Below are 25,539 nucleotides of genomic sequence, written 5' to 3' on the forward strand. Positions count from 1 at the left end.
AAAAATGGTGCCGTTGTGGGGAACCCGGACCAGCTTTATTTGGACCGTACGTTGGCTCATGAATTGACCCATGCCATTATGGCTGCCAATATCAAGAATTTTGCTACTTTGCCTAAATATATTACGGAAGGCATGGCAGAGCTGGTTCACGGTATTGATGATTATCGCAAGTCGGGCATACAGGCTTTGGCCAATGACACAGACACCCTGAAGTCCATTTTGGACGGCTCCACAACACCAACTGATGATTCAGCTTATTCCGCTGGCTACATCGCCTTAAGATATTTAGCCAAGCAGGCGGCAAATTCAGAACCGGAAAAGAGTGCTTATTTCCAGATTGGCACCAAGGCATCACAGACTATCAGCATTGGATTGGCAGACATGCGTTGCGAGGCTCTGGGTCTTGTTAAGGACGACGGCACAACAGTTAGTGTAGCTACCCAGAAAAAAGCCACTTCTGCCATAACGGTTATTGACCGGGCCATCAGCCGAGCCTTGAAGCAGCAGACCATTATTGGTTCCATTGAGAGCCGTTTGGAATTCACAGCCGCCAATATCACTACAGCCCATGAGAACGTAACCTCTGCTGAATCAGTTATTCGTGACGCAGATATGGCCAAGAGCTTTACGGCATATACCAAGGCCAATGTTCTAATGCAGACCGCCCAGTCCATGCTGGGACAGGCCAACCAGAACAGCAGCTCAGTATTGTCGTTGCTGCAGTAAACAGCAAAATAAATATACCAAGCAAAAAGGACAGCTCCAAGAGCTGTCCTTTATTATTGCTGTTCTTTATTAGTTTAAATCAGGCTTTATTGAATTTGTCCTTGCCTTGCTTGCAGCGAGGACATTTCCAGTCATCAGGCAGATCCTCAAAGGCTGTTCCCGCAGGAATGCCATTTTTCGGGTCACCTACAGCCGGATCATATACCTCTCCACATACGGAGCAGACATAGCGGCCGGTAGCCTGTCCCTGGGCGATTTCAGTTGGTGGAATGGTCTTTGGTGGATTATCGAGGTCCACGGTGCGTTTTGCCTCCAGATTCTCATAGCCCAATGGCGTATGGGTGGAGCAATATACCGTAGGATTGTTGCGAATAAACTCCCGTACCTTGTTCAAGGTATCACGGGCCGCCTCTTTATCCTCGAATACCACTGACAGTTTATTTTCGTAAAGAGCCTCATCAGTATAGGTTACATCACCATGCATCATATAGAAAAGACCGTCGGCTTCGGCAATGATGATGCTGTTGCCAGTGGTATGCCCCTTGGCCGGCAGCAGATAAACACCTTCGGCTATTTTCTCCGAGGCAGGGAAATTATGGTATGGACCGTCCTTGTACTCCACGCCGATTACATTATCGCCCTTGTATTCCGTAGCTTCCTTTTCTTCCGGTGACATGTAGATTTTTGCATTCGGGAAGCTCCGCAGCTCGCCGGTATGGTCCGCATGCTTGTGGGTTACGAGGATTTTTGTCACCTGCTCCGGCTGGTAGCCCAGGTCCTTTAATGCCGATACATAGTCCTTAATCCGGGAACCAAGAAAAATCTTTGTATTTTCATCCACCACCATATCCGGTGCCTCCGAAGGCATACCGGTATCCACCAAGATGATTTCATTGCCGGTATCAATGACAAAGTTTTGGAGTGTGGACCGATAACGCACACTGGCATCGAACTTTTCCGGCCCATCCTCACCACCTAAGGCGAAGGGCTGGAGCATAAATCCTTTTTCATAAAGTTTTACAGCCTTGATTTCCATCGCATACTCCTTTCATCTATTAACGTACACATTACACTGTTTTGCTATTTCTACAAGACCGTATCATATTCCTTCCATACTCAAAATTTTACCCCGTACTTTTAAAAAGGAGCCTACCCTTCCGCCAGGACCTTACTATAATTGTCCTTATCCGTATCCCCCTCCGTGCTTATCAGCAGTATGCGGGATTTTTCATCAAGTCCCAGCTTCTGACGGTAGCCGGACAGCTCCCCATCCTGCATGAGATGAACAAGAACCCCGGTAGTTACGGCACCGGACTCGCCGGAAACAACGGCAGTATCCTCTCCCCGGGGATAAGCTAGAATACGCATACCCTCGGCAGAGTAATAATCTTCACAGGATATAAAGGCACTGCCCAATTCTTTTAAAATGTCCCATGCAATCGGTGATGGCTCGCCGCAGCATAGCCCTGCCATCATGCTGTTCATGGCACCGGTGACAGCATGGATTTTCCCATCCCCAGCCTTGGCCGTGCGATAGAAGCAGTCAGCCTGGGTCGGCTCTACGACAATAATTTTTGGACATTCCTCCTGCCAGAGAGACGCCAAATATCCCGCAATGGCAGCCGCCATGCTCCCCACACCAGCCTGCAAAAAGATGTGCGTAGGCTTTGGACAGCTCCCCTTCTGCAAGGCCTGATCAATTTCACATGCCATGGTAACGTACCCCTTCATGATATCCTGCGGTATTTCCTCATACCCCGGCCATGCAGTATCCTGAACCAGCACCCAACCATTCTGTTGGGCCATATCATTGGCATAACGCACAGTGTCATCGTAATTCCAAGGCATAATCTCAGCATGGGCACCCAGACCAAGAATATTTTGCAGCCGTTCCTCCCGTGTACCCTGAGGCAGATATACCCAGGCCGGACAGCCCAGCAGCTTCGCCATCCATGCCACACCACGGCCATGATTGCCGTCCGTAGCCGTAACAAACGTGAAATTCCGAACCTTTTCACGGTATTTTTCCGAGGTAAGCTCCGCAAATGTATTCTCGTCCAGAGCAAGCTTCAGCTTCTCACACAGATATTTTGCTATGGCATAGCTCCCCCCAGTGCCTTGAAGGCATTGAGCCCAAAGCGTTTTGACTCATCCTTCAGCCATATCTGCTCCACACCGATGTGGCTGGCCAGGGCTGAAAGGCTCACCAGGGGTGTCGGCATATAGTCCGAAAGCCCCTTATGGAAAGCAAAGGTATTTCCCACCTCATCCGTTGATACACAGCTTTTTTTCTTCCAGGCATCCGCCTGAATATCCTGCGTGGCCATAAAAAATCATGGTCCATTTTCCTCTCCTCCAATCTTGTTTTTATGCATTAATTTTATAAAATATTGCAAAAAATGTAAAAAATATTTTGTTACATCATTTATTATATTATGCTACTATAAGTTTTTTTATACAAATTAATCATGTATCTTATATATAACAAAATACCTAAAATGTTATTGATTATTAACTAATTGCTATGGTAAAATTCCATGTAAATGTTGCTAATCCTCTGTTTATTTATGCATCACCATAGGGGGGCAAGTTATATGGCAAGCATTGAGGCTATGTTGAAAGCGGTATCACAAAAATACATATCCATGCATATCATTGATATTATTGCTGATACCTATGAAGCCATAAAATCTACAAAAAATATTGATGCACTCGTCCAGAGTGCAAACGGTGCACAGCAGGCCATTCAAACTGTTATGGATAAATTGGCCCAGGTGAAAACACGTAATATTATTAAGGAATTTACTACCTTTTCTACCTTGGATGAGCGGCTACGGGACAACCAAATCATCCGATGTACGTTCCTGACAAGAGACAATGGTTGGTGTGAAGCATCATTTATCCAATGTGACGATGACTGCCAGGATTCTGTTCGCACCGTAATATTTTTAGTAGAAGATATTAACGAACAGGTTCGCCGCGAGCATATTATGCGGGAACAGGTCAGGAAAGCCGAAGAGCAGGCTCTGAGGACAGAGGCTCAGGCTATTCGTGACCCATTGACAGGTCTTTTAAACCAGGCCGGTATAGAACGCTCCATAAATGATTTCATAAAGATGTGTCCCGAGGCCAGCTGCGTGCTTATGACCCTGGACATCGACAATTTTAAGCTTATAAATGATGTATTCGGTCATTGTGTCGGCGACAATGTATTGAAAACTGTGTCCGATATTCTAAATAAAAAATGTCCCAAGCCTTGTTTTCTTTCCCGCAATGGCGGCGATGAATTCATGGTATTTTTTACCAATACGACACTGGAGGAGGTTCGTCCCTTCTTTAAATCCTTCGTCAAACAAAAAAACATCTTTATGCACGATGACGAAGCTCATGAATTTTCCTTGTCCATGGGAGCTGCGGAATATCCTTTTCATTCGAAGGATTACGGAAAATTGCGGGAAATGGCAGACACCGCCCTCTATGATGTAAAACTAAATCATAAGGACGGTTTCAAATTCTATCATGACGGCATGGAGAAAAGAAACAGAGAGCAGCTGGGCTTTAATACGGATGATTTTATTCAGGGACTGCCGGGAGCTTTTATTGCATACAAGGTGGATACTGATGGTCATATAATATTTGCCAACGACGATGCCATCCGGCTGTTTGGCTGTGACAGTATGCAGGATCTCATGACCGTTTCCGAGGGAAAATTTATCAACATGATTCATCCCGAGGATTTAAAGCATGTACTCCGCTCAGTTTACGAGCAGTACCGTATTATCAGGAAAAACAAGGCAGCAGCAGAACGTACGAATGGATTTGTAAAATTCCGCATTGTAAACAAGCAGGGCCAGGAGATAAACGTAGAATGCTCCGGCCGCCGTGTCTGCAATAAATTGCACGGTGAAATAGTTTACGTATTTATTCAGGAAAGCCGCCTCAAGGAGCAATACTTAAAGCTTGCCGAAGGTATTTAACCTGTTAACTGCATAAAAACTTTAATGGGCCTCCAAAAAATTGGAGGCCCTATTAAATGGATTCCTTTATTCGGAATTTATATTTTGCCTTAGAATCGTAAGCCTTGAACAGTTTTCAGACAGCAATCCCTATCACTAAGCCATTTCAATACTGGAAGTACCACCAGGACGGATGGTTACGGAATATACACGGTACAAGTCAAGTCCATACCAGTAATCCTCTACGCCGTTATCATAAACTACCTTCAGATCCCAATACTGAACGCCATCTCTTGGGCTAAAGCCAATGAAGATATCCTGTCCTGGATAAAGAACATTGTTTGGTCCCAGCTCGTCCTGATAAATCCACTCAGAACTGGAAGTTGGGCTGATATAAACATAAACGATGGTTTTACCGGTACCATTTACCAGCGTAAAATCCTGACTGCCGGCCATTGCCGTACCACCAGAAATGGACAAGGCCATAACCAAGGTCAACAGGAAAATTTTTAATGCCTTTAAATGCTTCATACTAAATTTCCTCCTTTTACCAAAAAGTTAAACCCTAATACTGCTTACGACTTCTAAAGATATCCGGCTTCTGTTCTTTATATCCCCATTATCCCGGAAGTGTTATTATATTCTGATTTATTCTACACTACCTGTCGTTTTTCCTGCTAATATCTACTTCAATTATCCCATTAAAAACCCGATTATTGTACATAAACAGCAGGGCTTGAGGCCGGGAGGCCAGAAATGATGTGCCTTCAGGGGCATCCACTACCACATCGAAGACCTCGATGTGGTATTTTTTGTTGAGCTCCCGCCAATTGGTGAATCTAAAGCCCTCAATAACGGCAGAAGCACCCTGGCCAGATGGCAGCTGGTCCCGCCAGAAGGCAGCCGTCTGCTCCTGATATTTCTCGCGGTTCCAGTGCAAAAATTCCGGCCGGTTCTGTCCGCTGTCAGCGGTGAGAGCATCATAGCGCATAAGATTGTCCATAATCAGATATGAAGCATCCTGCTGCACCCTGTCTGTCCCACTGGCAGACTCCGCCACAGACCTGAAAAAAGCCCACAGATAGCCGTAGAGATTTTTGGCACTGACGGCCCGCTTGTGATTCCCCAGCTTTTCCCAATAGTCAGTAAAGCGGGAATAAAATTCAAAGGCATTGCCCTCAAAGAAGGTCTGAATCATATACTCGGAGGCTTTCAGACACCGTCCCGCATTGTGGTACAGCTCGAAAACCTGCTCAAAAATATGGAGCCAGCGAATCTGTCCATAATCCATCACATTATTGGACAGCACCTCATAAGGCCCGATATCCATGTACTTATAGTCGTATTCTGCCACCAGCTTCATCATGGCGGCCCCTTTGAGGAACTTCAAAAAGCCCAGCTGCAGCATATCCGTGTGGAGGGCGTACAAATCGTTGAAGGAACGTCCGAAGGAGGCCAAATCCTCTCCCGGCAGACCAATAATCAGGTCAGTATGAATATGCATATTGCCATTCTTCTGGAGGGCACTGATATTGCGGCAGATATCCTCCCAGTGATTAACCCTGGCAATGCGTTTCAAAACATCCTTGTTAGTGGTCTGAACCCCAATTTCCAGCTGCACCCGGCCCTTTGGCATGGACTGCAGCACCTCAATGGTTTCCTCATCCAGATAATCCACTGCCACCTCCAAATGAAAGTTGGTACGGCAGGAGTCCGGCAAGGCCTTTATATACTGAATAATTGGCAGAAAATGGGCCTTTTTCGCATTAAAGGTCCGGTCCACAAACTTAACCTGCCGCACATCATGGCCCACAAAGAAGTCCAAATCCGCAAACACCTCATCAAGAGGACGGAACCGTACTCCCGCTGTGGCACAGGACAGGCAATAGGCACAGGAAAACGGACAGCCTCTGGATGTTTCGTAATAAAGGATTTTGTCCTTTATTTCTGACATTTCGTCATCAATATAGGCAAAGGGCAGATGCAAAACCGACGGAGCCTCACTATCCATGCAGGTAACTGCCTGTCCATCATGAATAATGGTGTCCTCCCGCCAGGCGATACCCGAATTTTCAGGGGCAATTGTCAGCCTGCGGTTCCCGTCCAGAGCCTGTTGATTCACCACCAGCTCCATCAGCTCCTTGACGGCCTCCTCACCTTCTCCCCGGACCACGAAATCCACTGCCGGGTTGGCTGTCATAAACTCAGCCACCTCATAGGAAACCTCCGGCCCGCCGCAGATAATGACACACTCTGGCAATACCTTCCGTACCAATGGCAACACCTGCTTTACCAGCTCAATATTCCAGATATAGCAGGAAATCCCCAAAACATCAGGCTTATGGTCGTAAATTTCGCTGAGGATATCCGGAATGTAATTATTGATGGTAAGCTCCAGCAGCTCCGATTCAATATTAATTTCTGCCGCAGCCTGCCTAAGATAGCGGGCTGCCAGGGATGTATGGGAAAATTTGGCATTAAACGCCAGCCAGACAACTTTCTTCATAATAAAGCTCCAACACTAATATAGAAACAAAATTTTTTTCTCGGCAGGTACCAATATATATGTTTCTTTGGTATAATATGGAAGGATATGCACCGTTCTGAACGATACAGAGGACGGAATATGATAAAAAGGAATGTGATTTATAATGATACCAGAAAAGTTTATGCAGATTGGTGCTGCTATCATGCAGAACCCTGAAATGCTCCAGAAACTCAGCGAAGCAAAGAGCCCTCAGGAGGCCTATGAAATCGTAAAGGGCCTGCTGGGTGGCATGACCATGGAGGAATTCATGGCTACCGCTGCAACCCTGGCACCTCTTATCCCTGCTGACCTTACCGATGAGCAGCTGGCTGCTATGCCTGCCGGCAACATCATCAAGGCCTTCAAGGGCTGGGTTAAGGATCTGCCACAGGCTTGATTCCATCTGCATTTTAAAATGTCTATTATTAAAGGGACTGCAAAAGCAGTCCCTTTTTTGTTGCATTAATAAAAAATTTCCAAAACCTGTGGAACGGTTTCAATTTTCAATGGCAGCTTCGGCCCTATTTCACCATCGATATCGCTGGTGAGCTCCTCGGAGCATTCCACCTCAAAGGAAGCCGCCTGACGGTAGATAACCTCCTTGCGCTGGGAAATATCCTTCCCCGCCAACAGCTCAGTGGTAACAATCATCAAGTCCGCCACATTGCACTGCTTCATGATAATCAGATCCAGCACCCCGTCCTGAACACTGGCCTGTACCGCCGCATTTTTAAAGCTGGCCACCACGCTGGAATTAACTACCAAAAAGAGAAAAGCCTTCTCGTGGAATTCCTCCTTTTCCGTCCGCACCGTCAGATCAAAGGCCCGGAACTGTGGCAGGGTCTTCAGCCCATGAACATAATATGCCATCTTGCCAAAGGCATTCTTTAGGCGGGTATCCACCTCATGGGCAATGGATGTAACCATGCCGGCGCTGGCCACATTGATGAAGTAGTTGTCCCCCACCTTGCCCAGGTCAATTTTCATGGTATTGCCCGCCGCAATGCGGTCAAAATATTCATCAGTATCAAGGTGCAGATATGTGGCAAAATCATTGGAGGTGCCGGTACCAATAATGCCCATTGGCAGCTCCAGCTTTTCCTTCATTATAAGGTTAACTATCTCATGGACGGTGCCATCACCACCGGCAGCAATAATTCCATCGGGAGCCGCCAGCCTGATAAAGTCCACCAAATCCTTATTTTCCGGGGTAGTCCGATAAGGAATCACCATGCAGCCCCGGCTCTGGAGCTTATAGATTATTTCATCAAGGCGTGTTTTGAATACCGCCTTGCCGGAAACCGGATTATATACCAAAACAAGTTTTTTCATATTGTTTTATACAGTCCTTCTGCGCAAATTATATGAATTATTAAGCCTTAATCCTTGTAAACACCCAGCTTGTGCATAGCCTTGATACCAAAGCGGCCAATCATTGGAATGCGGGCCATATCCTCCTCCATCATGCCACCGATCATCAGCAGCACCGTGAGATAAACCACACAGCCCACCAGACAGGCCCCGAAGGTGGAAATAATACTGCTGCTCCAGGCTGCCAGGGTGTAATCGTAGAAATACCATACGGAGGCCGCCATAACCACGGCAGCAACTGCCGTCTTTAAGAACTGCGGTATCTCCATGCGATAGCCAATATATTTATAGATAAAGAACATATTAATAACGGCTGCCACACCCATGTCAGCTGCTGTTGCCCAGGCCGCACCCATGATACCCAGCCAAGGCTGAGCAACCAGGGTCCAGTTCAGGAAAACCTTGGCCACAGCCGCAATAATCATGTTGACCATAGGAATAGATGGATGGCCAAGACCCTGCAGCACAGCGGTGGAAACCTGATGAAGTCCCAGCAGCACAATGCTTACAGCAGAGACCATAATAGCCGGGCCTGCATTTGGTGCATTGTATATTAATGAAGCAATCGGAGTAGCCAAAACGAAGACTATTACAAAGGCCGGGAAGCATACCGCATTGGAAATGCGGATTCCGGAGGCCGTCTGACTGAATACCAGCTTGGCATCGTTAAGGGCCCGGGCCTTGGAAATGGCCGGAACAAGGCTAACCGCCAAAGAAGCTGTTATGATGGTAGCCAGATTTACCAATGGCACTGCCATACCAGTGAGATAACCAAAGAGCTCAGTAGCTTCGTTGACACTGTAGCCTGCCACCTCAAGGCGCTGTGGCACAATGGCCAGGTCCAGATTGGACACTACAGGCAGCATAATGCTGGCCGCCGATACTGGCAGTGACAAAGCGAAAATACGCTTGATAATGCCCCAGTTGGAGGTCTTTTCCGTATCCGGAAGGGGCTTCAAGTCATGGCCAAACTCATTGACGATATCCTGCTCCAGCTTCCAGTGGAAATAAACCAGCACAATGAGACCGGTTACCGCACCGGCAAAGGCACCCAGACTGGCACCCGCCGCAGCGTAATCCAGACCATAAGGCAGGAACAGGCTGGCGAACATAATCATAGTCACAACCCGGAAAATCTGCTCCACTATCTGGGAAACAGCCGTCGGGGTCATGCGCTGCCAACCCTGCAGATAACCACGGGAGCTGGCCAAAAGAGTAACGAAGAAAATGGCCGGTGCCAGGGCCACTACGGACCAGTAGGCACGGGCATCACGGATAAAGTGGAAATCAATGAGCCACTGGGCACCAAAATAAGTCAGCAGCGAGAACACGATACCAGTCACAAACATCAGTGACATGGATACCTTGAACACCCGCTTGGCACCCAAAATATCCTTCAGAGCCACACGCTCAGCGGTAATAATGGAGATTGCCACCGGCACGCCGGCAGTGGATACACTTAAGGCGAAAAAATAAATTGGGAAGGCCATCTGATACAAACCGATACCTTCACCGCCCAAAATTCGGGAAACAAAAATCCAGTTCAAGGAGCCAATAACCTTTACGACGATACCCGCCACCGTAAGGATCAAGGTTCCCTTCAGCAGGGATTCACCCTTATTACTTTTATTATTTTCGGAAACTTCCTGAGTACTAATCTTGCTCACACCCTCATAGGTAATAAATTATAGTTGTAAGCTACCCTGTTATTGTGCTTTAATAATAACTGTAGCTGTTTATTCTTGTATTATGGCACACTTTGCCATGCTAAAATATTGTATCACTTACAGTCATAGACTGCAAGCACGCGAGGAGTCTATAACATGGATATAAATATCATCGACTTTAACACATCCATCGGCGTGAAAAAGCCCCGTACCATTCAGGGCATGGCCAACACTCCTGACTGTCCCTTCTGCGACGTGGAGCATCTGGTGGATATCATCGACACGGATGACAATATCATACTATTGAAGAATAAATACAACGTAATGGAGCCCTCGGACCAGCTGGTGCTCATTGAAACGGACCAGTGCAAGTCCGACATTCCCGATTATTCCAAGGAGCAGATGCGCCGGGTAATCCACATGGGCGTTAAGCACTGGATAGAAATGCTGAACTGCGGCAAGTACCGCTCCGTTATTTTCTTTAAAAATTTTGGTCCCATGTCCGGCGGCACCATACAGCACCCTCACATGCAGCTGGTGGGCTATCCTGAGCTGGATCCGGATCTGATGTTTGACCCGGTGGAATTTGAAGGCCTGAAAATATATGAGGATAAGGGCGTGGAGCTTAACACCTCCACCAATCCCCGCATCGGCTTTTCCGAATACAATCTGGTACTGCACCATGAGGCCTATGGCTCCACCGACTTAAAGGACAAGGTGGCCCTGATGCCCCAGAAGGACAGCCTGGATTTGCTGGCGGACCTTATAAAGGAAACCGTAACCTTTATGAAGGGCTACTTCAACCGGCCAAATTTCAGCTATAATCTCTTCTTTTATAATGTAGAGGGAAAAATGCGGGTAAAGGTCATGCCAAGGTTTGCCACCCCGCCAATGTATGTGGGCTACAACATTCACCTGCGGCCTACCTCCATTCCGTCCTTTGCGGATAACCTGAAGGCTCACCTTAAGGAGCGGGGTTACAGTAAATAACCCAAAATATTAAATTAATTTCATCAATTTTCTTAATTATTAAAACCGAAATTGCCTTCACCAAAGGTAATTTCGGTTTATTTTGTTCAATGTCTATTTAGATTAGTCTAATGTACATTTTGGCGATACATTATTATGTGTAAATTATACATATTTGTCCGACTATTTTTGATTTTTTATTCCTAGAAGCAATACAAATGGCATAAATACTGGATTTTTAAAAATTGTTCCGTGTTTTGAATCATGTTACAAGTTTACACATTTTCATGGAGAAATGTCTTTCCTTTTTATTTTTAGTGTGTTATAATAACGCTCGTATACTAAAACGAAAAGAGGTTTTGATCATGGAATCAAGAAAATCCTTTGGTGGATCATTTGGATTTGTTCTGGCCGCTGCCGGTTCCGCAGTTGGTCTTGGTAATATCTGGAGATTCCCTTATCTGGCAGCAAAGGACGGCGGCGGATTGTTCCTGCTGATTTACTTTGTACTGCTTCTGACCTTCGGTTTTGCATTGCTGACAACCGAAATCGCTATCGGCCGTAAGACCAAGCAGGGTCCTTTGACCGCCTACTCCCGCATCTGCAAGAAATGGCGTTGGCTGGGTCTGCTGGCCTGCTTAATTCCGGCAATTATCATGCCATACTACAGCGCTATCGGCGGCTGGGTTATCAAGTACTTCCTGACATTTACCACCGGCAGCTACGTGGAAGCAGCGCAGGATGGTTATTTTGTAGGCTTTATCACCGCTCAGCATGAGCCACTTGTTTACATGTTCCTGTTCCTTATGGCTTGTACAGCAATTATTCTTTTAGGTGTAAACAAGGGTATTGAGGCATCCTCAAAGATTATCATGCCGGCCCTCATTTTATTGATTATTGCCATTGCAATTTATTCCCTGACCATCACCCACACCGATGCCAATGGTGTTACCAGAAGCGGTATGGACGGTCTGGCGATTTATCTTATTCCGAATTTTGAAGGCCTGACCTTCAGCCACTTTATGAGTGTACTGGTGGATGCCATGGGTCAGCTGTTCTTCTCCCTGTCCGTTGCCATGGGTATTATGGTAGCTTATGGCTCCTATGTAAGTGACAAGGCCGATGCCGTTTCCTCTGTAAACCGCATTGAGTTCTTCGATACTCTGGTATCCTTCCTGGCAGGTCTGCTGATTATCCCTGCTGTATTCACCTTCATGGGCAGTGAGGGTCTGTCCGCTTCCGGCCCGGGCCTCATGTTCATCTCCCTGCCAAAGGTATTTGAAAGCATGGGCACCGCCGGCATTATCGTAGGCATCATGTTCTTCCTGATGGTACTTTTTGCAGCTGTTACCAGTGCCGTATCCATCATGGAGGCTGTAGTAGCCAGCTTCATGGACTACTTCCACATCACCCGTGTAAAGGCAGCTCTCGCTGAGTTTGCCATTGCCCTGGTATTTGGTACCATCGTATGCCTTGGCTACAACGTATTGTACTTTGAACTGCCACTGCCAACCGGCAGCACCGGCCAGGTTCTGGACGTAATGGACTACATTTCCAACAGCATCTTCATGCCGATTATTTCCATCGGTACCTGTATCATGATTGGTTGGGTTGTAGGGCCACAGGTTGTTATTGACGAAATGGAAAAGAATGGCGAAACCTTCAGCCGTAAATACATTTACATTGCAATGATCAAGTACATTGCACCGGTTCTTCTTTTCATTCTCTTCCTGAAGTCTTCTGGCATGATCAGCTTCTAAAATTGCATTTTAAAAGGACTGCTCACAACGAGCAGCCCTTTTTTATTTGTCAGTATCCGCTTCAAAGACATCCACACAATCATGAAAATCGCAGGCCGCCCCTTTTACGGATATGCGATTGCCATCTTCAAAAAAATGCTCCAGCCATATATAAAACATCTCCGTGGAATCAAATTCCCAGGATTTAGCATCCAGCCATTCCCGCAGCCGATGATTGCTGGTAAAGTTCTTCTCTATGCGCATCCAAACCACCTCCGGATAAATTTCTCTCCTATGATTCCTAATATTTTCTATAATTGTACCAAAAATCCTGCCTAAAATGCAAAAATCAAAAAATTCTGTTGCATTCTATTGATTTATTCCTTGCAGTAAGAAAAATCCCTTGATAATATAATCTTATTATCCAAGCACAAGGAGTCACACAATTATGAGGACAGAACGAATAAACTCCATAGATATTTTTCGGGGGCTGACCATTTTCGTAATGATTCTGGGGAATCTGTCTCCCGATTCCACATATACCTACCCGACACTGCTCCACCGCGACTACACCGGGGTCAATATCATCGATATTGCCTTCCCCACCTTTATCTTTATTATGGGAGTGTCAACTGTATTTGCCCAGTCCCTGCAATATGCAGACTGGCTGGGAATGGTCCTGAAAAGAACCATAATACTTATTATATTGGGACTGCTGGTAAATCATGTGGCTCTGCTGTGGACTGTCCTGTTCACACCGGATTATACCGTGGCCCAGGCCACCAGCGATTTTCTGAATTATTTTCGCCCCTTTGGCGTATTGCAGCGGATTGCCCTGGTATATCTTATAGGCACCATTATCTATCAGAAATTTTCCCATCCATGGACCCTCTTCATTATTTCCATTATTCTGATGGGGATGTCCACCATGGGATACCATCTGTACAATCCAGCTGACCCCTTTGGGGAATTGAACAATATAAGCCTTTACGTGGACCAGCACCTGCAGGGAAGCCAGCATAATTATCTGCAGGCCGCCAGCGACCCGGAGGGTCTGTACGGCACCATCAATGCCACCGCCACCATGCTTTTGGGCTGCTTTGCCGGCTTAATGATAAAATCCCGTCAGGAATTCCGCCTGAAGGACAATAACACACGGAAAAAGCTGTTTGCCACAGGAATTCTCCTGATTCTGGCCGCCTGGGGCTGGTCACAGTGGGAAATCATCAGCAAGCCCCTGTGGACAGCTCCTTATGTCCTGTCCATGGCCGGTCTGGACATGATATTGCTGTCCCTTATGGAAGGCCTCACCGACAGTGCCCTCTTCCGTTTTTTGCTTCACCCTCTAAAGGCACTGGGGCGAAATCCTATTTCCATTTACCTACTGGCTGAATGGGGATTGGCTTTACTTTGTGCTGTGCCCTACATGGGAGAGTCATTGTATATGTACATCTACCACAGCTGTTTCTTCTCCCCGGAAACACCATATTTCAGCACCTTCGGCTACACCCTGATGTGGGATGTTGCCCTTGTAATGCTGGCAGAAATCATGCACTGGAAAAATGTTATCATAAAAATCTGAAAATAACTTAAATGAGATTAAACGAAAAGAAGACTTCCAGAATCCCAGGATTCCGAAAGTCTTCATTTTTATTGTCTTTTATCTTGTATGTTTTACAGAATTTCTACCAGTTCAATCTGGAAATTCAGTTCCTTGCCAGCCAGCTCGTGGTTGGCATCAAAGGTAATCTCTGTATCGGTCTTTTCGGTAACGGTTACAGGGAAAGGCTGTCCCATAGGATTGGTAAGGAATACCCGCTGACCCTTTTCCAGATTCTCAGCCCCCGGAACCTCAGCAATCTCCACGGTCATAATGGCATTAGGATCTGCCTCGCCATAGGCATCCTTTGGCTCCATGTGGGCATCCTTGATCTCTCCCACCTTCATATCAGCCACAGCCACATCAAAGCCGCGAATCATCATGCCGGCACCGCATACAAATTCCAGCGGCTCACCGCGGTCATAGGAGGAATCAAACTGGGTACCGTCGTTGAGGGTCCCCTTGTAATGAACCCGAACCTTCTTGCCGACATTAGGGCCTTCAATGCCCGGAACCGTATGGGAACCACAGCCGCCGCAGCCCTCGTGGCCGCCACAGCCACCTTCCTCATGATGGCCGCAGTCATGGTCCTCACCGTGATGGTGATCACAGTTTACACCGGAATTTACCAGCTCACCGGCCAGATAGGCCTCCACAGCAGCATCCACATCCCCGGAAGCTCCGGCACACAGCTCAATGCCTGCATTGGCCAGCGCCTGCTGGGCACCGCCGCCAATACCACCACAGATAAGCACATCAATGGAATTATCTGCCAAAAGACCAGCCAAAGCGCCATGCCCACTGCCATTGGAGCCCATAATCTCTGAAGATACTACCTTATTGTCCTCAACCTCAAAAACCTTGAAGCTCTCAGTCTTGCCAAAATGCTGAAAAACATTGCCATTATCATATGTTACTGCAATTTTCATCTATATACGCACCTCTTTTGAAATATCCAAATTATCAAATCACATCTTTCCATATGATAATATAGGCCACCATAAAAGTCAATAAGTCAAGCTATACCTCAGTTTTCACAATAACCATCTTGGCGGAGCCCTCGGCGCTGATGGAGCCATCCTCCAAAATGATTTCCGACTTCATTTCCACCACGTTGCGCTTACGGCTTTCCACCCAGCCACGGATGGTAAGGGGCATACCTACAGGAGTAGGCTTGCGGTATCGGATTTCCAGCTTTCCCGTAAATGCCGGCTCCCCTATGGTAAACAGGTAGCCTCCCATGGCCTCATCCAGCATGGTGGAAATAATGCCCCCGTGGACCACCCCACCAAAGCTCTGGTAGTTCTTGTCCACCGTGGTTTTGGCAATATACTGGTTGGAAATTATCTTAAAATCCAGCTTTAAGCCAATAGGATTATTCTTGCCGCAGGCAAAGCAGTTTCCCGTATCCTCCATTTTTCTCAGTTCTTCATCTGTTGGCATTACCGCACCTCCGAAATTCTATTGCAGTTTTACATATATTCACATATCACATCTTTTCATATATTAATATAGGAAAAAATAACAGTCAATAAAGGGATTTTCTGCATAATTCGGCAAAACGAAAAACCGCTGAGCAAATGAGACTCAGCGGTTGAATTTTTAGCAAATGAGCTGGGAGCTTATACGGCCTTGAAAGCCTGGTCAAGGTCGGCAATAATGTCGTCAATGTGTTCAGTACCGATGGAAAGACGGATGGTGCTACGGCTAATGCCCACATCAGCCAGCTCCTCATCAGTGAGCTGGGAATGGGTAGTGGTTGCCGGATGGATAACCAGGGACTTCACGTCAGCTACATTGGCCAGGAGAGAGAAGATCTTCAGGCTGTCAATGAACTTGAAGGCTTCCTCCTGTCCACCCTTGATTTCAAAGGTGAAGATGGAGCCGCCGCCATTAGGGAAGTACTTCTGGTAAAGAGCATGATCCGGATGGTCGGAGAGGCTTGGATGATTAACCTTGGTTACCTTAGGATTCTTTACGAGATAATCAATAACCTTCTTGGTGTTCTCTGCATGACGCTCCAGGCGGAGGGACAGGGTCTCAGTACCCTGCAGGAGCAGGAATGCAGCAAATGGAGAAATGGTAGCACCCTGATCACGGAGCAGAATTGCACGGATATAGATAGCAAATGCTGCCTTGCCGGCGGCCTCAGTGAACTTTACGCCGTGATAGCTTGGGTTTGCCTCGGAGATCCATGGATACTTGCCGCTCTTGGCCCAGTCGAAGTTACCGCTGTCCACGATAACACCGCCCAGAGTAGTACCATGACCGCCAATGAACTTGGTAGCGGAATGTACCACGATATCTGCACCGTGCTCAATTGGACGGATAAGATACGGAGTACCAAAGGTGTTATCAATTACCAGTGGCAGGCCGTGCTTGTGGGCCAGCTTGGCAATAGCATCAATATCCGGAATATCGGAGTTAGGATTGCCCAGGGTCTCAATGTAGATAGCCTTGGTATTCTCCTGAATAGCTCCCTCAATTTCCTTCAGGTTGTGGGCATCCACAAAGGTAGTCTCAATGCCATAAAGTGGCAGGGTGTGTGCCAGAAGATTTGCAGAACCGCCGTAGATGGTCTTCTGAGCAACAATATGCTCACCGGCCTTTGCCAGAGCCTGAATGGTATAGGTAATGGCTGCGGCACCGGAAGCCAGGGCCAGACCGGCTACACCGCCCTCCAGAGCTGCGATTCTTTCCTCAAATACGCCCTGGGTGGAGTTGGTCAGGCGGCCGTAGATGTTACCAGCATCTGCCAGACCGAAGCGGTCAGCTGCATGCTGGGAATTGCGGAATACATAAGAGGTAGTTGCGTAAATTGGCACTGCTCTTGCATCAGATGCTGGATCTGGGTTCTCCTGACCTACGTGAAGCTGAAGGGTTTCAAATTTATAGTTGCTCATAATAAAATCTCCTTTTCAATCCAATATTATTTAATGATAATTTCTCAATAATTTTCAGCGAAATCGTAGCAAATAAAAACGGGGGCTTTATCCAAGCTCCCGGGCACATGGCTGCACAATCAGCTGCATTCCAAAAAAGACGGACGCATCTGGCCATCATTACATGCCCGGGAGTAGCACATTCGACAAACCCATGCTGCTGTCTTACAGGTGTTGTTTACTCCATACATAGCATCCATCTCCTCTCTTCCAGTATTAGTCTTTAATCTTCAATCTTTGTTGCTCAATTTCGATGTCTTAATATTAAACCTATATGCCTACTATGTCAATAGGTAAAAATAAAAATTTGAAAAATCCATTTACCATAGGGTAAAATAGGTTTAAAAGGAGGGTGTCGTATGATTTCAACAAAGGGAAGATATGCAGTAAGATTTATGATAGACCTGGCCCAGCAGCCCGATGACAAGCCGGTAACTCTGGACGATGTGGCACAGCGTCAGGAGATTTCCAAAAAATATATGGAGCGAGTGGTAAAAATGCTGGTAAGTGCCGGACTGGTTAAGGGTACCAGTGGCAAGGGCGGCGGCTACCGTCTCCTGAAAAAGCCGGAGGAATACAATGTTATGGAAATTCTTCAGATTACCGAGGGACGCCTCACCTCAGTAGCCTGCCTCCAGGAGGGAGCAGAACAGTGTCCCCGGGAGGCAAATTGCCTGACAGTGCCTATGTGGAGGCTCTTTGACGAAATGGTCAGTGATTTCTTCACCAATATAACCATTGCCGACCTGATCAGAGGTCATGAATAACAAATAACAAGTAAACAAAACAAAAAGCAGAAACCGCGTAACAGCGATTTCTGCTTTTTAATTTCTGCACAACTGGTGCAGCCATATTATTTTTTCTTGGACGCCTCGTATTCAGGAACAATCCTGTTCTTGGCAATCTTGCCCGTAGAGGTTCTCGGCAGGGCCTCCACCTCATGAAATTCACGGGGAATCTTGTAGAGGGCCAGATTTTTCTGGAGATACTTCTTCAAATCACGCTTATTGACGGTCTCCCCCTCATTTACGGCGTAGAAGCAGGCTCCCGCATTGCCCCGTAGCTTGTCCGGCACACCCACCACGGCACATTCAGTAATGCCCGGATAGTGATATACCAGCTCCTCAATTTCCCGTGGGTACACGTTCTCACCCATGGAAATAATAATATCCTTAATGCGGTCCACCACATAGAGGAAGCCCTCCTCATCCTCACGGACCACGTCACCGGTGTGGAACCAGCCGTCCTGCATGGCATCGGCCGTAGCCTCCGGCAAATTCCAGTAGCCCAGCATGACATTGTCACCCTTGACCACCAGCTCGCCAGCCTCACCAGGAGCCACTTCCTGGTTATCACCGTTCATGATCTTATATTCAATGCCCTTTACCACCGGCCCGATGGAGCCGATTTTGGCGGTAGCCGGGGAATTCATGGTAACCACCGGCGCGGTTTCTGACAGGCCATAGCCCTCGCACAGGGTAATGCCAAAGTTATTCTTAAAGTCCTGTGCTATCTTCAATGGCAAAGTAGTGCCGCCGCTTACTACCATCCGCAGGGACTTCATGTCCTCCGGCTTGGCCAGCTTATTTAAAAGGGCACAGATACTAGGCACCACATGGGTATCGGTAACCCCATATTCCCGAATGGTCTCAATGGTCTCCTTTGGAGTAAACTTATCCAGAATAACCATCCTGCCCCCCACATAAAGCGGATACATGACGGACAGGGTCCAGCCAAAGCAGTGATACATCGGCAATACGCACAGCTCCACCAGATCGCTGGTGCCATGGGCTACCTCATGATACTGCTCATCATTGGCAATAATATTTCTGTGGCACAGCACAGCTCCCTTTGGATTGCCGGTGGTGCCGGAGGTGTAAATAATTACACATGGCTCCGTATCCTTGAAGTCTTCCGGCAGCTTCGGTGCAGCCGGGCAATTCTGGTTCTGGTAGCAATATCTAAGGTCATGCTGCCGGAAATTCCCCTGATAATTCAGTTCCTTCAAATCCTCGTCTATTTCCAGCTCCTTGTAGGTCAAAACGTGGTCAATGCCTGCATCCTTGACGATATAGGCAATCTCACGGTTACTGAGCTGAAAATTAATCGGAACAGCCAGGGCTCCCAAAGACACAATGGCCACATAGGCAAACAGAATATCCGCCGAATTGCGGGAAAACAGGCCAACCCGGTCCCCCTGCCTTACCCCCAGACTATACAGATAATTGCGGTATTCATCCACAATATCCTGCAAATCCTTATAGGTAAACTGGCGATCCTTATCTATAACAGCAATTGCATCGTCCTTGCCACGATATGGTAAATCATGTATTAACATATAGCTTTTACACTCATCCTTCTACTATAATCTCTCACTATCTCTTTTTGTCTAACTGATATAGTATAACAGAATTTCATCACATTGCCAATTAATTCATATCAAATATGACTGACAATTTCAAACATCAAAATAAAAAAACTCCATAAATAATATTAGCTACAAACGATAATAAAACAGCATAGATTGTGATATAATACTATAGAAAAAAGGAGGGTTTTATTTGAATGATTTAACTATTCGCCAAAAGCTATATATGGTATTTGGTTTGTTGCTGCTTATTATCACTGCAACCAACCTCTTTTCCGGGTATAGTTTAAACAGCATTAACAATGGTGCCATGCGAATTGCTACAGAGCATCTTAATGGTGTTTTGGCTGCATCCAATAGTAACCAGACCTTGACCGACTACCGTCAGGGTGAATATGGCATTTTCACAGCAACTACTCTGCCAAATAGGATTTATGCCATGCAGCAGACAAAAAAACTGGGGGATCAGCTGGACATTGCCTTTAAGGATATCGAACCAACCCTTACTGGTGAAAACGCAACCCGTTTCCAGACCATTGTCAGCAACTGGCAGACCTATCGGAAAAACTCCGAGGCTATGATTAATCTGATTTCAGAGGGCAAACAGGCTGAGGCTGCTGTTATGCTTGATAAATCCAAGCAGGACTATCAGGTTATCAGTAATGATCTTACAAAGCTCCTGGATTCACAGAAGGATTTTATCCACGCTGAAACAGCAGACGCAGAAGCAAAGTATGCTGCTACCAGAAATACTTTAATCTTTACTTTTATAATAATCCTTGTTCTGTCCGCATTTATGGGCTGGTATCTCAGCTCCACTATTCAGAAGTCTATCACCTATCTGATGAATATCTCCAAGGAGATTGCTGGTGGTAATCTGACAGTGGATGTTTCCGCCAAAACCAACGACGAATTCGGTGAGCTGACAAATTCCTATAAAGACACAGTTCATAATCTCCGTACCCTTATTGGACATATTCATAAAACAGCGCAGGACGTTTCCGGATTTGCCAAGCAGCTTACGGAAAATGCTGAACAGTCTGCCCAGGCAACCAATCAGGTGGCTATGTCCATCACCAATGTGGCAGCCAATGCCAACATGCAGGAAAGTGCCGTAACCAATTCCTCAAATGATATCAACCTGCTGGCTGAAAATCTTGAGGGCTTTGCAAATAAGGCTTCTGCCTCCAACGAAGCTGCCCACAATGTACAGGACATTGCCAGCCATGGTGCAGAATCCATTGCTGATGCAGTTCGTCAGATGGAAGAAATCTCTGATGCAGTTATCAAATCATCTGAGGTTATTAAACAGCTGGCTGAACGCTCCAACGAAATTGGTACCATCAGTGATACTATTGCAAGTATTGCATCCCAGACAAATCTGCTGGCTTTAAACGCTGCTATCGAGGCTGCCCGTGCCGGTGAAGCTGGCCGTGGCTTTGCTGTAGTAGCTGAGGAGGTTCGCAAGCTGGCTGAGGAATCCAACACTGCCGCTTTACGTATAGCAGATCTGATTTCCGATATCCAAAAGGATACGGATCATGCTGTTAACCGTATGAATCGGGGCACCGAGGTTGTGAAGGCTGGTCAGGAGGTTGTCACCAACGCCGGTGATGCTTTCAATCAGATTGTTAGTGCTGTTGAGAACCTGGCTGAGCATTCCCGTGATATTCTTAACGAGGCCACCAGCTCCTCCTCCAACGCCGCCAACCTGGTTAGCAACATGGCTGCACTTGAGAAGACTGGCAGAGAAGTGGCCTCTGAAACCGAATCCGTATCTGCAGCTACTGAAGAACAGGCAGCTTCCATGGACGAAATTGCCAATGCCAGCCGCAAGATGGCAGAGCTCTCTGTTGACCTGCAGAATGCTACTGACAAATTTAAGATTTGATTGTCAAAAGGAGAGAATATTAAGTGAAAAAAATAATCGCTTTAGCATCACTTTTACTTCTTGTAGCAGCCTTTCTGGTTAGCGGATGCGGTTCTGACAACGGTTCCAACAAGAAAGTTGCTATAAGCTTTGCCAATTCATCTGCCAGCTGGCAGAAAAACGGCAACAGCGTGAAGGAAGATCTGGAAAAAGAGGGCTTCCAGGTTGATCTGCAGTTTGCTGATACCGAGGATCAGCAGATTGAACAAATAAAGAAGATGATTCAGGACCGTCCTGGCTGCCTCGTTATTGGCGCAGTAAATGGTGAAAAACTCACCGAAGTTTTAAAAGACGCAAAGGCGGAAAACATTCCTGTCATTGCCTATGACCGTCTGATTATGAATACTGATGCTGTATCCTACTACGCTTCCTTCGATAATGAGGCTGTTGGTAAGGCCATGAGTGAATATCTGGTGGCAGCCCTTAACCTCAAATCCGGTGCTGGTCCTTACAACATTGAGGTATTTGCCGGGGATCCAAAGGATAACAATGCTCACATGTTCTTTACCGGTTCCATGGAGGTGCTTAAGCCATACTTCGATAATGGTCAGCTTGTAAGCCGCAGTAATGAAACCAGCTTTGAGCAGGCTGCCACCAAGGACTGGGACGGTAAGAATGCTCAGGCCCGCATGGACAAGCTCATCAGCACCTACTATTCCGATGGTAATCTGGCTGCTGTTCTTGCTCCAAATGATGGCTGTGCCGCTGGCATCCGTGCTTCTTTACAGGCAAATTATCATGGTGCTTGGCCACTTATTACCGGCCAGGATGCCGAAGCCAGTGCCATTGAGGCCATCCGCTCTGGTACTCAGGCTATTACCATTTATAAATCCTCAGATGACCTTAATGCTAAGTGTATCCGCATGATTAAGGCCGTAGTTGAGGGAACTCAGCCTGCCATCAACGACAAAACCACCTACAATAATGGTGTTATGACGGTTCCGGCTTATTTGTGTATTCCAATGATAATCGATAAGGACAACACAAATCTCGTAAAATAATAATCTGTTTTGTACGTAGAAAACGCCTTGACTCAGTGAGCCAAGGCGTTTTAAGTTTGTCATCGTTGTTTATTTTTGGAATTAGTCGCTGGAAACAGTGTTCTCAATGGAAACATACTTCAGCATAATATGACCGCTGGTTCTGTTGGTAGCCAACGGAACATTATGTACGTCACACAGTCTCAGCAGAGCGTTGATATCCGGCTCATGAGGCTGGGAGGTAAGCGGATCGCGGAGGAAGATTACATAATCTATCTCACCGGTAGCAACCTTGGCACCAATCTGCTGGTCACCGCCCAGAGGACCGGACATCATGGTCTCAACTTCAATGCCATACTTTTCCTTAATCTTGGTACCAGTGGTATTGGTAGCAATCAGATGGCAATCCTGCAACAGATCAATATGCTGCTCCACGAACTCCAGCATTTCTTCCTTCTTCTTATCATGAGCAATCAGTGCAATAGTATGCATGTAAATCAACCTCTTTTCTTGTTCCTTTTTGTTTCAGCGACAATTCTAACCCCAATACATGAAAATACCATGTAAAAACATCAAAATTGCCCCTGCAGTTAATTATACATCAGATAGTCTCCTAATTGCACTGTATTCTTTATATTTCTCAGTCCATTTTAAAGCTCTCAACTGCCTTGAGCATATCCTGGGCCATTTCCGCCAGAACGCCACTGGAGCTTTCGATCTCACTCATGGTAGCGGTAAGCTGCTCGGTAGCCGCCGATACGCTCTCCGCCTCGGCAGAAACGGAAGAACTCTTTACCGATACTGACTGGATGGCAGCACCTATGGTCTTGGTATTTTCATTAAGGGAGGTGACAATATTGTTCATCCGCTGGGATTCGTCAGCCACATTGCGGACCATTTCCGCAATCTCACCAAAGCTGGTACCGGAATCCTGTACCACCTTGGTGCCGGCCTCCACCTGGCTTACACCCTCCTTCATTACGGCTACAGCTCTTTGGCTCTTGGCCTGAATGGAGGTAATGAGTCCCGCAATCTCACCGGCAGACTCACTGGACTGCTCGGCCAGCTTTCGTACCTCATCTGCTACAACCGCAAAGCCACGGCCATGCTCACCGGCCCGGGCTGCCTCAATGGCGGCATTCAGGGCCAACAGATTGGTCTGGCCTGCAATGGAGGAAATTGTGTCAACAATCTTGCCAATGCGGTCAGATTCCTCACCCAGCTCAGTAATAACATCGGCGGACTGCATAACAGAATCGTGAATCAGCTTCATCTGGTCCACGGCCCCTTCTACGGTCTTGGCCTCGCTGACAGCCTTTTCCTGGGTGGTCCGGACTACCTCACTGGACTGCTGAATAGTAGTCACGAAATTGGTCATGTGCTGACCCAGATCCTCAACCTGTCCGTTGGCCGTCTCTATTTCCGTAAACTGCTCAGAGCAGTTGCCGGCCACATTTACCATGGAATTGGCCACGGAATGGGATACCTCGGCAGACTGACGGGCGCTGTTGTTCAGATGGGAGGCCGAATCAGTAACCTGATGGGCTGTAGAAACAACCTTTTTCATCATGTTGCTGATATTATTCTGCAGGGTGGTGAGGGCCTGCCCCATTTCACTGATTTCATCATCAGTATCATATACATCGCCGCCGCTTCGTCCCCGACGGAAATCACCGGTAGCCAACACCTTAAGACGATCTGTAACCTGCATAATAGGCCCTACGATACGGTTGGCAAACACATAACCAATGCCAATAAAAATCATCTGGAGAACAATCACAAAAATGCCCATTTTAACGAGGCTGGCTCTGAGAGCCGCATTGGCCTCCACTTCCTGCTGGGCCACCATAGTATCAATATAATCAATCCAGACACCAGTGCCCAGTACCCACTGATAAGGAGCAAAGGACACGGTATAATTACGCTTTGGCAACGGAGTATCCTCACCTGGCTTGGCGAACATCAGGTCAGTAAAGCCGCCGCCGTCCTTGCGGCCGTTCTTGATCATTTCCTCAATAAAGCGGGTACCATTAGGGTCAACGGAATCAATGCGGCTCTTGCCCTCAGTAGGACGTCCCAGCAATACCACATTGACACCCTCATAGGTATCAATCCAAAAATAACCGGCACCATTATCGTATCTCATGGCCCTTACCCGGTCAGCAGCCTCCTTCCTGGCCTGTTCTTCTGTCATAAGGCCCTGCTGCTGCAAGCCGTAAACATAATTAATTACGGATACAGCACTTTCCGTCTGGTCCTTCAGCTGCTTCTCAATATCCTGGGTCAGGGTTGCCCGATAAGACTCAACCTGTCTCTTGGACTCGTCTACCATGCTGTAGACCATCATGGCACCGATGCAGAATGTAGTCAGCAACGAAATACTGACAACAACAAAAATAACCTTGTTTTTCAACGAAAGTTTCATAGTAATACCTCCCCTAAAAGCTTTCCAAATAAACCCCTATCTTCATAAGCTCGAACCAGCAAGCGTCATAAAGCAATAAAAAAATTTCTCTTAATTGTCTTATGAATTCTAGATTTACTAAAAATATCCTTCTTTAAATTATTTTTATTAATGTATTTTTAAATTAATTTTTGATATATTTTTTATCAATTTAAAAAATTATTTATTTATTATAGCAATTAAATTTTATAGGTCAAACCTTTAAACGCCTGACATCATACCATTTGTTGGAAAAATTTGTCGTATTTCCCATTTTTCCCCATAAAATTTGCAAAAATAATAGCAATTTTCAACCAAATT

Annotated in this window: 23 protein-coding genes; 9 read left to right on the forward strand and 14 right to left on the reverse strand. The window is 46.6% G+C overall.

Annotated elements, in window-relative coordinates:
- The first annotated feature begins 381 nt into the window (after nt 1–381).
- Complete coding sequence (locus D081_RS12930; RefSeq protein ID WP_233127458.1) at nt 382–726, forward strand: flagellin; 345 nt, start codon at nt 382–384, stop codon at nt 724–726.
- A 79-nt stretch (nt 727–805) separates the two neighbouring features.
- On the opposite strand, the gene D081_RS12940 is transcribed toward D081_RS12930, so the two are convergent.
- From D081_RS12940 to D081_RS12825, 3 genes are all read right to left on the reverse strand, one after another.
- Nucleotides 806–1,762 (reverse strand): rubredoxin, encoded by a 957-nt coding sequence (locus D081_RS12940; RefSeq protein ID WP_085023551.1) that lies wholly within the window; start codon nt 1,760–1,762, stop codon nt 806–808.
- 113 nt (nt 1,763–1,875) lie between these two features.
- A complete protein-coding gene (locus D081_RS07400) occupies nt 1,876–2,823 on the reverse strand; it encodes a diaminopropionate ammonia-lyase (protein WP_198941977.1) in 948 nt (315 codons plus the stop codon).
- Nucleotides 2,820–3,053, reverse strand: coding sequence for a hypothetical protein (locus tag D081_RS12825; protein ID WP_198941968.1), 234 nt, complete (start codon nt 3,051–3,053; stop codon nt 2,820–2,822). The genes D081_RS07400 and D081_RS12825 overlap by 4 nt, the downstream gene beginning before the upstream one ends.
- A gap of 267 nt (nt 3,054–3,320) precedes the next feature.
- Between D081_RS12825 and D081_RS07405 the strand changes: the two genes are divergently transcribed.
- On the forward strand, nt 3,321–4,703 hold the full coding sequence (locus D081_RS07405; protein WP_158087597.1) for a diguanylate cyclase: 1,383 nt from the start codon (nt 3,321–3,323) through the stop codon (nt 4,701–4,703).
- Nucleotides 4,704–4,838: 135 nt separating this feature from the next.
- Here D081_RS07405 and D081_RS07410 read toward each other — a convergent pair whose 3' ends face one another.
- Nucleotides 4,839–5,213, reverse strand: a complete 375-nt coding sequence (locus D081_RS07410) for a hypothetical protein (protein ID WP_085023553.1) — start codon at nt 5,211–5,213, stop codon at nt 4,839–4,841.
- A gap of 127 nt (nt 5,214–5,340) precedes the next feature.
- The gene (locus D081_RS07415) at nt 5,341–7,188 is read right to left on the reverse strand and encodes a B12-binding domain-containing radical SAM protein (RefSeq protein WP_085023554.1); all 1,848 of its coding nucleotides are present in this window, start codon (nt 7,186–7,188) and stop codon (nt 5,341–5,343) included.
- A gap of 145 nt (nt 7,189–7,333) precedes the next feature.
- Between D081_RS07415 and D081_RS07420 the strand changes: the two genes are divergently transcribed.
- Nucleotides 7,334–7,606, forward strand: coding sequence for a hypothetical protein (locus D081_RS07420; RefSeq protein WP_085023555.1), 273 nt, complete (start codon nt 7,334–7,336; stop codon nt 7,604–7,606).
- A 65-nt stretch (nt 7,607–7,671) separates the two neighbouring features.
- On the opposite strand, the gene D081_RS07425 is transcribed toward D081_RS07420, so the two are convergent.
- The gene (locus D081_RS07425; RefSeq protein WP_085023556.1) at nt 7,672–8,541 is read right to left on the reverse strand and encodes a diacylglycerol kinase family protein; all 870 of its coding nucleotides are present in this window, start codon (nt 8,539–8,541) and stop codon (nt 7,672–7,674) included.
- A 47-nt stretch (nt 8,542–8,588) separates the two neighbouring features.
- A complete protein-coding gene (locus D081_RS07430) occupies nt 8,589–10,247 on the reverse strand; it encodes a polysaccharide biosynthesis protein (protein ID WP_085023557.1) in 1,659 nt (552 codons plus the stop codon).
- Nucleotides 10,248–10,403: 156 nt separating this feature from the next.
- Here D081_RS07430 and D081_RS07435 point away from each other — a divergent pair, with 156 nt between their 5' ends.
- Entirely contained in the window at nt 10,404–11,237 is an 834-nt protein-coding gene (locus D081_RS07435; RefSeq protein ID WP_085023558.1) for a DUF4931 domain-containing protein, read from the forward strand.
- Nucleotides 11,238–11,581: 344 nt separating this feature from the next.
- The gene (locus D081_RS07440; RefSeq protein WP_085023559.1) at nt 11,582–12,976 is read left to right on the forward strand and encodes a sodium-dependent transporter; all 1,395 of its coding nucleotides are present in this window, start codon (nt 11,582–11,584) and stop codon (nt 12,974–12,976) included.
- A 42-nt stretch (nt 12,977–13,018) separates the two neighbouring features.
- Here the strand turns inward: D081_RS07440 and D081_RS07445 are convergent, their stop codons facing one another.
- Nucleotides 13,019–13,219 carry a hypothetical protein gene (locus tag D081_RS07445; RefSeq protein ID WP_085023560.1) on the reverse strand — a complete coding sequence of 67 codons (201 nt, stop codon included), beginning with the start codon at nt 13,217–13,219 and terminating at the stop codon, nt 13,019–13,021.
- Between the two features lie 184 nt (nt 13,220–13,403).
- On the opposite strand from D081_RS07445, the gene D081_RS07450 reads away from it, so the two are divergent.
- A complete protein-coding gene (locus D081_RS07450; RefSeq protein ID WP_085023561.1) occupies nt 13,404–14,537 on the forward strand; it encodes an acyltransferase family protein in 1,134 nt (377 codons plus the stop codon).
- Between the two features lie 92 nt (nt 14,538–14,629).
- Here the strand turns inward: D081_RS07450 and D081_RS07455 are convergent, their stop codons facing one another.
- The 3 genes from D081_RS07455 to D081_RS07465 all read right to left on the reverse strand — a co-directional run bounded on the left by D081_RS07455 (nt 14,630) and on the right by D081_RS07465 (nt 17,458).
- A complete protein-coding gene (locus D081_RS07455; protein WP_085023562.1) occupies nt 14,630–15,484 on the reverse strand; it encodes an FKBP-type peptidyl-prolyl cis-trans isomerase in 855 nt (284 codons plus the stop codon).
- 91 nt (nt 15,485–15,575) lie between these two features.
- Nucleotides 15,576–15,998 (reverse strand): PaaI family thioesterase, encoded by a 423-nt coding sequence (locus D081_RS07460; RefSeq protein WP_085023563.1) that lies wholly within the window; start codon nt 15,996–15,998, stop codon nt 15,576–15,578.
- A 179-nt stretch (nt 15,999–16,177) separates the two neighbouring features.
- Complete coding sequence (locus D081_RS07465) at nt 16,178–17,458, reverse strand: O-acetylhomoserine aminocarboxypropyltransferase/cysteine synthase family protein (RefSeq protein ID WP_085023564.1); 1,281 nt, start codon at nt 17,456–17,458, stop codon at nt 16,178–16,180.
- 398 nt (nt 17,459–17,856) lie between these two features.
- On the opposite strand from D081_RS07465, the gene D081_RS07470 reads away from it, so the two are divergent.
- Complete coding sequence (locus tag D081_RS07470) at nt 17,857–18,264, forward strand: Rrf2 family transcriptional regulator (RefSeq protein WP_085023565.1); 408 nt, start codon at nt 17,857–17,859, stop codon at nt 18,262–18,264.
- Between the two features lie 86 nt (nt 18,265–18,350).
- Here the strand turns inward: D081_RS07470 and D081_RS07475 are convergent, their stop codons facing one another.
- Entirely contained in the window at nt 18,351–19,835 is a 1,485-nt protein-coding gene (locus tag D081_RS07475; protein ID WP_085023566.1) for a class I adenylate-forming enzyme family protein, read from the reverse strand.
- A 223-nt stretch (nt 19,836–20,058) separates the two neighbouring features.
- Here D081_RS07475 and D081_RS07480 point away from each other — a divergent pair, with 223 nt between their 5' ends.
- Both D081_RS07480 and D081_RS07485 read left to right on the forward strand, forming a co-directional pair.
- Nucleotides 20,059–21,756 carry a methyl-accepting chemotaxis protein gene (locus tag D081_RS07480; protein WP_085023567.1) on the forward strand — a complete coding sequence of 566 codons (1,698 nt, stop codon included), beginning with the start codon at nt 20,059–20,061 and terminating at the stop codon, nt 21,754–21,756.
- Between the two features lie 23 nt (nt 21,757–21,779).
- The gene (locus tag D081_RS07485) at nt 21,780–22,796 is read left to right on the forward strand and encodes a sugar-binding protein (RefSeq protein ID WP_085023568.1); all 1,017 of its coding nucleotides are present in this window, start codon (nt 21,780–21,782) and stop codon (nt 22,794–22,796) included.
- Between the two features lie 81 nt (nt 22,797–22,877).
- Here the strand turns inward: D081_RS07485 and D081_RS07490 are convergent, their stop codons facing one another.
- Both D081_RS07490 and D081_RS07495 read right to left on the reverse strand, forming a co-directional pair.
- Nucleotides 22,878–23,267, reverse strand: coding sequence for a methylglyoxal synthase (locus tag D081_RS07490; protein WP_085023569.1), 390 nt, complete (start codon nt 23,265–23,267; stop codon nt 22,878–22,880).
- A 148-nt stretch (nt 23,268–23,415) separates the two neighbouring features.
- Nucleotides 23,416–25,200: a methyl-accepting chemotaxis protein gene (locus D081_RS07495; RefSeq protein WP_085023570.1), complete on the reverse strand. Its 1,785-nt coding sequence runs from the start codon at nt 25,198–25,200 to the stop codon at nt 23,416–23,418.
- Nucleotides 25,201–25,539: the final 339 nt, after the last annotated feature.

The sequence above is a fragment of the Anaerovibrio sp. JC8 genome (assembly GCF_002100115.1).
Taxonomy (GTDB): Bacteria; Bacillota; Negativicutes; order Selenomonadales; family Selenomonadaceae; genus Anaerovibrio.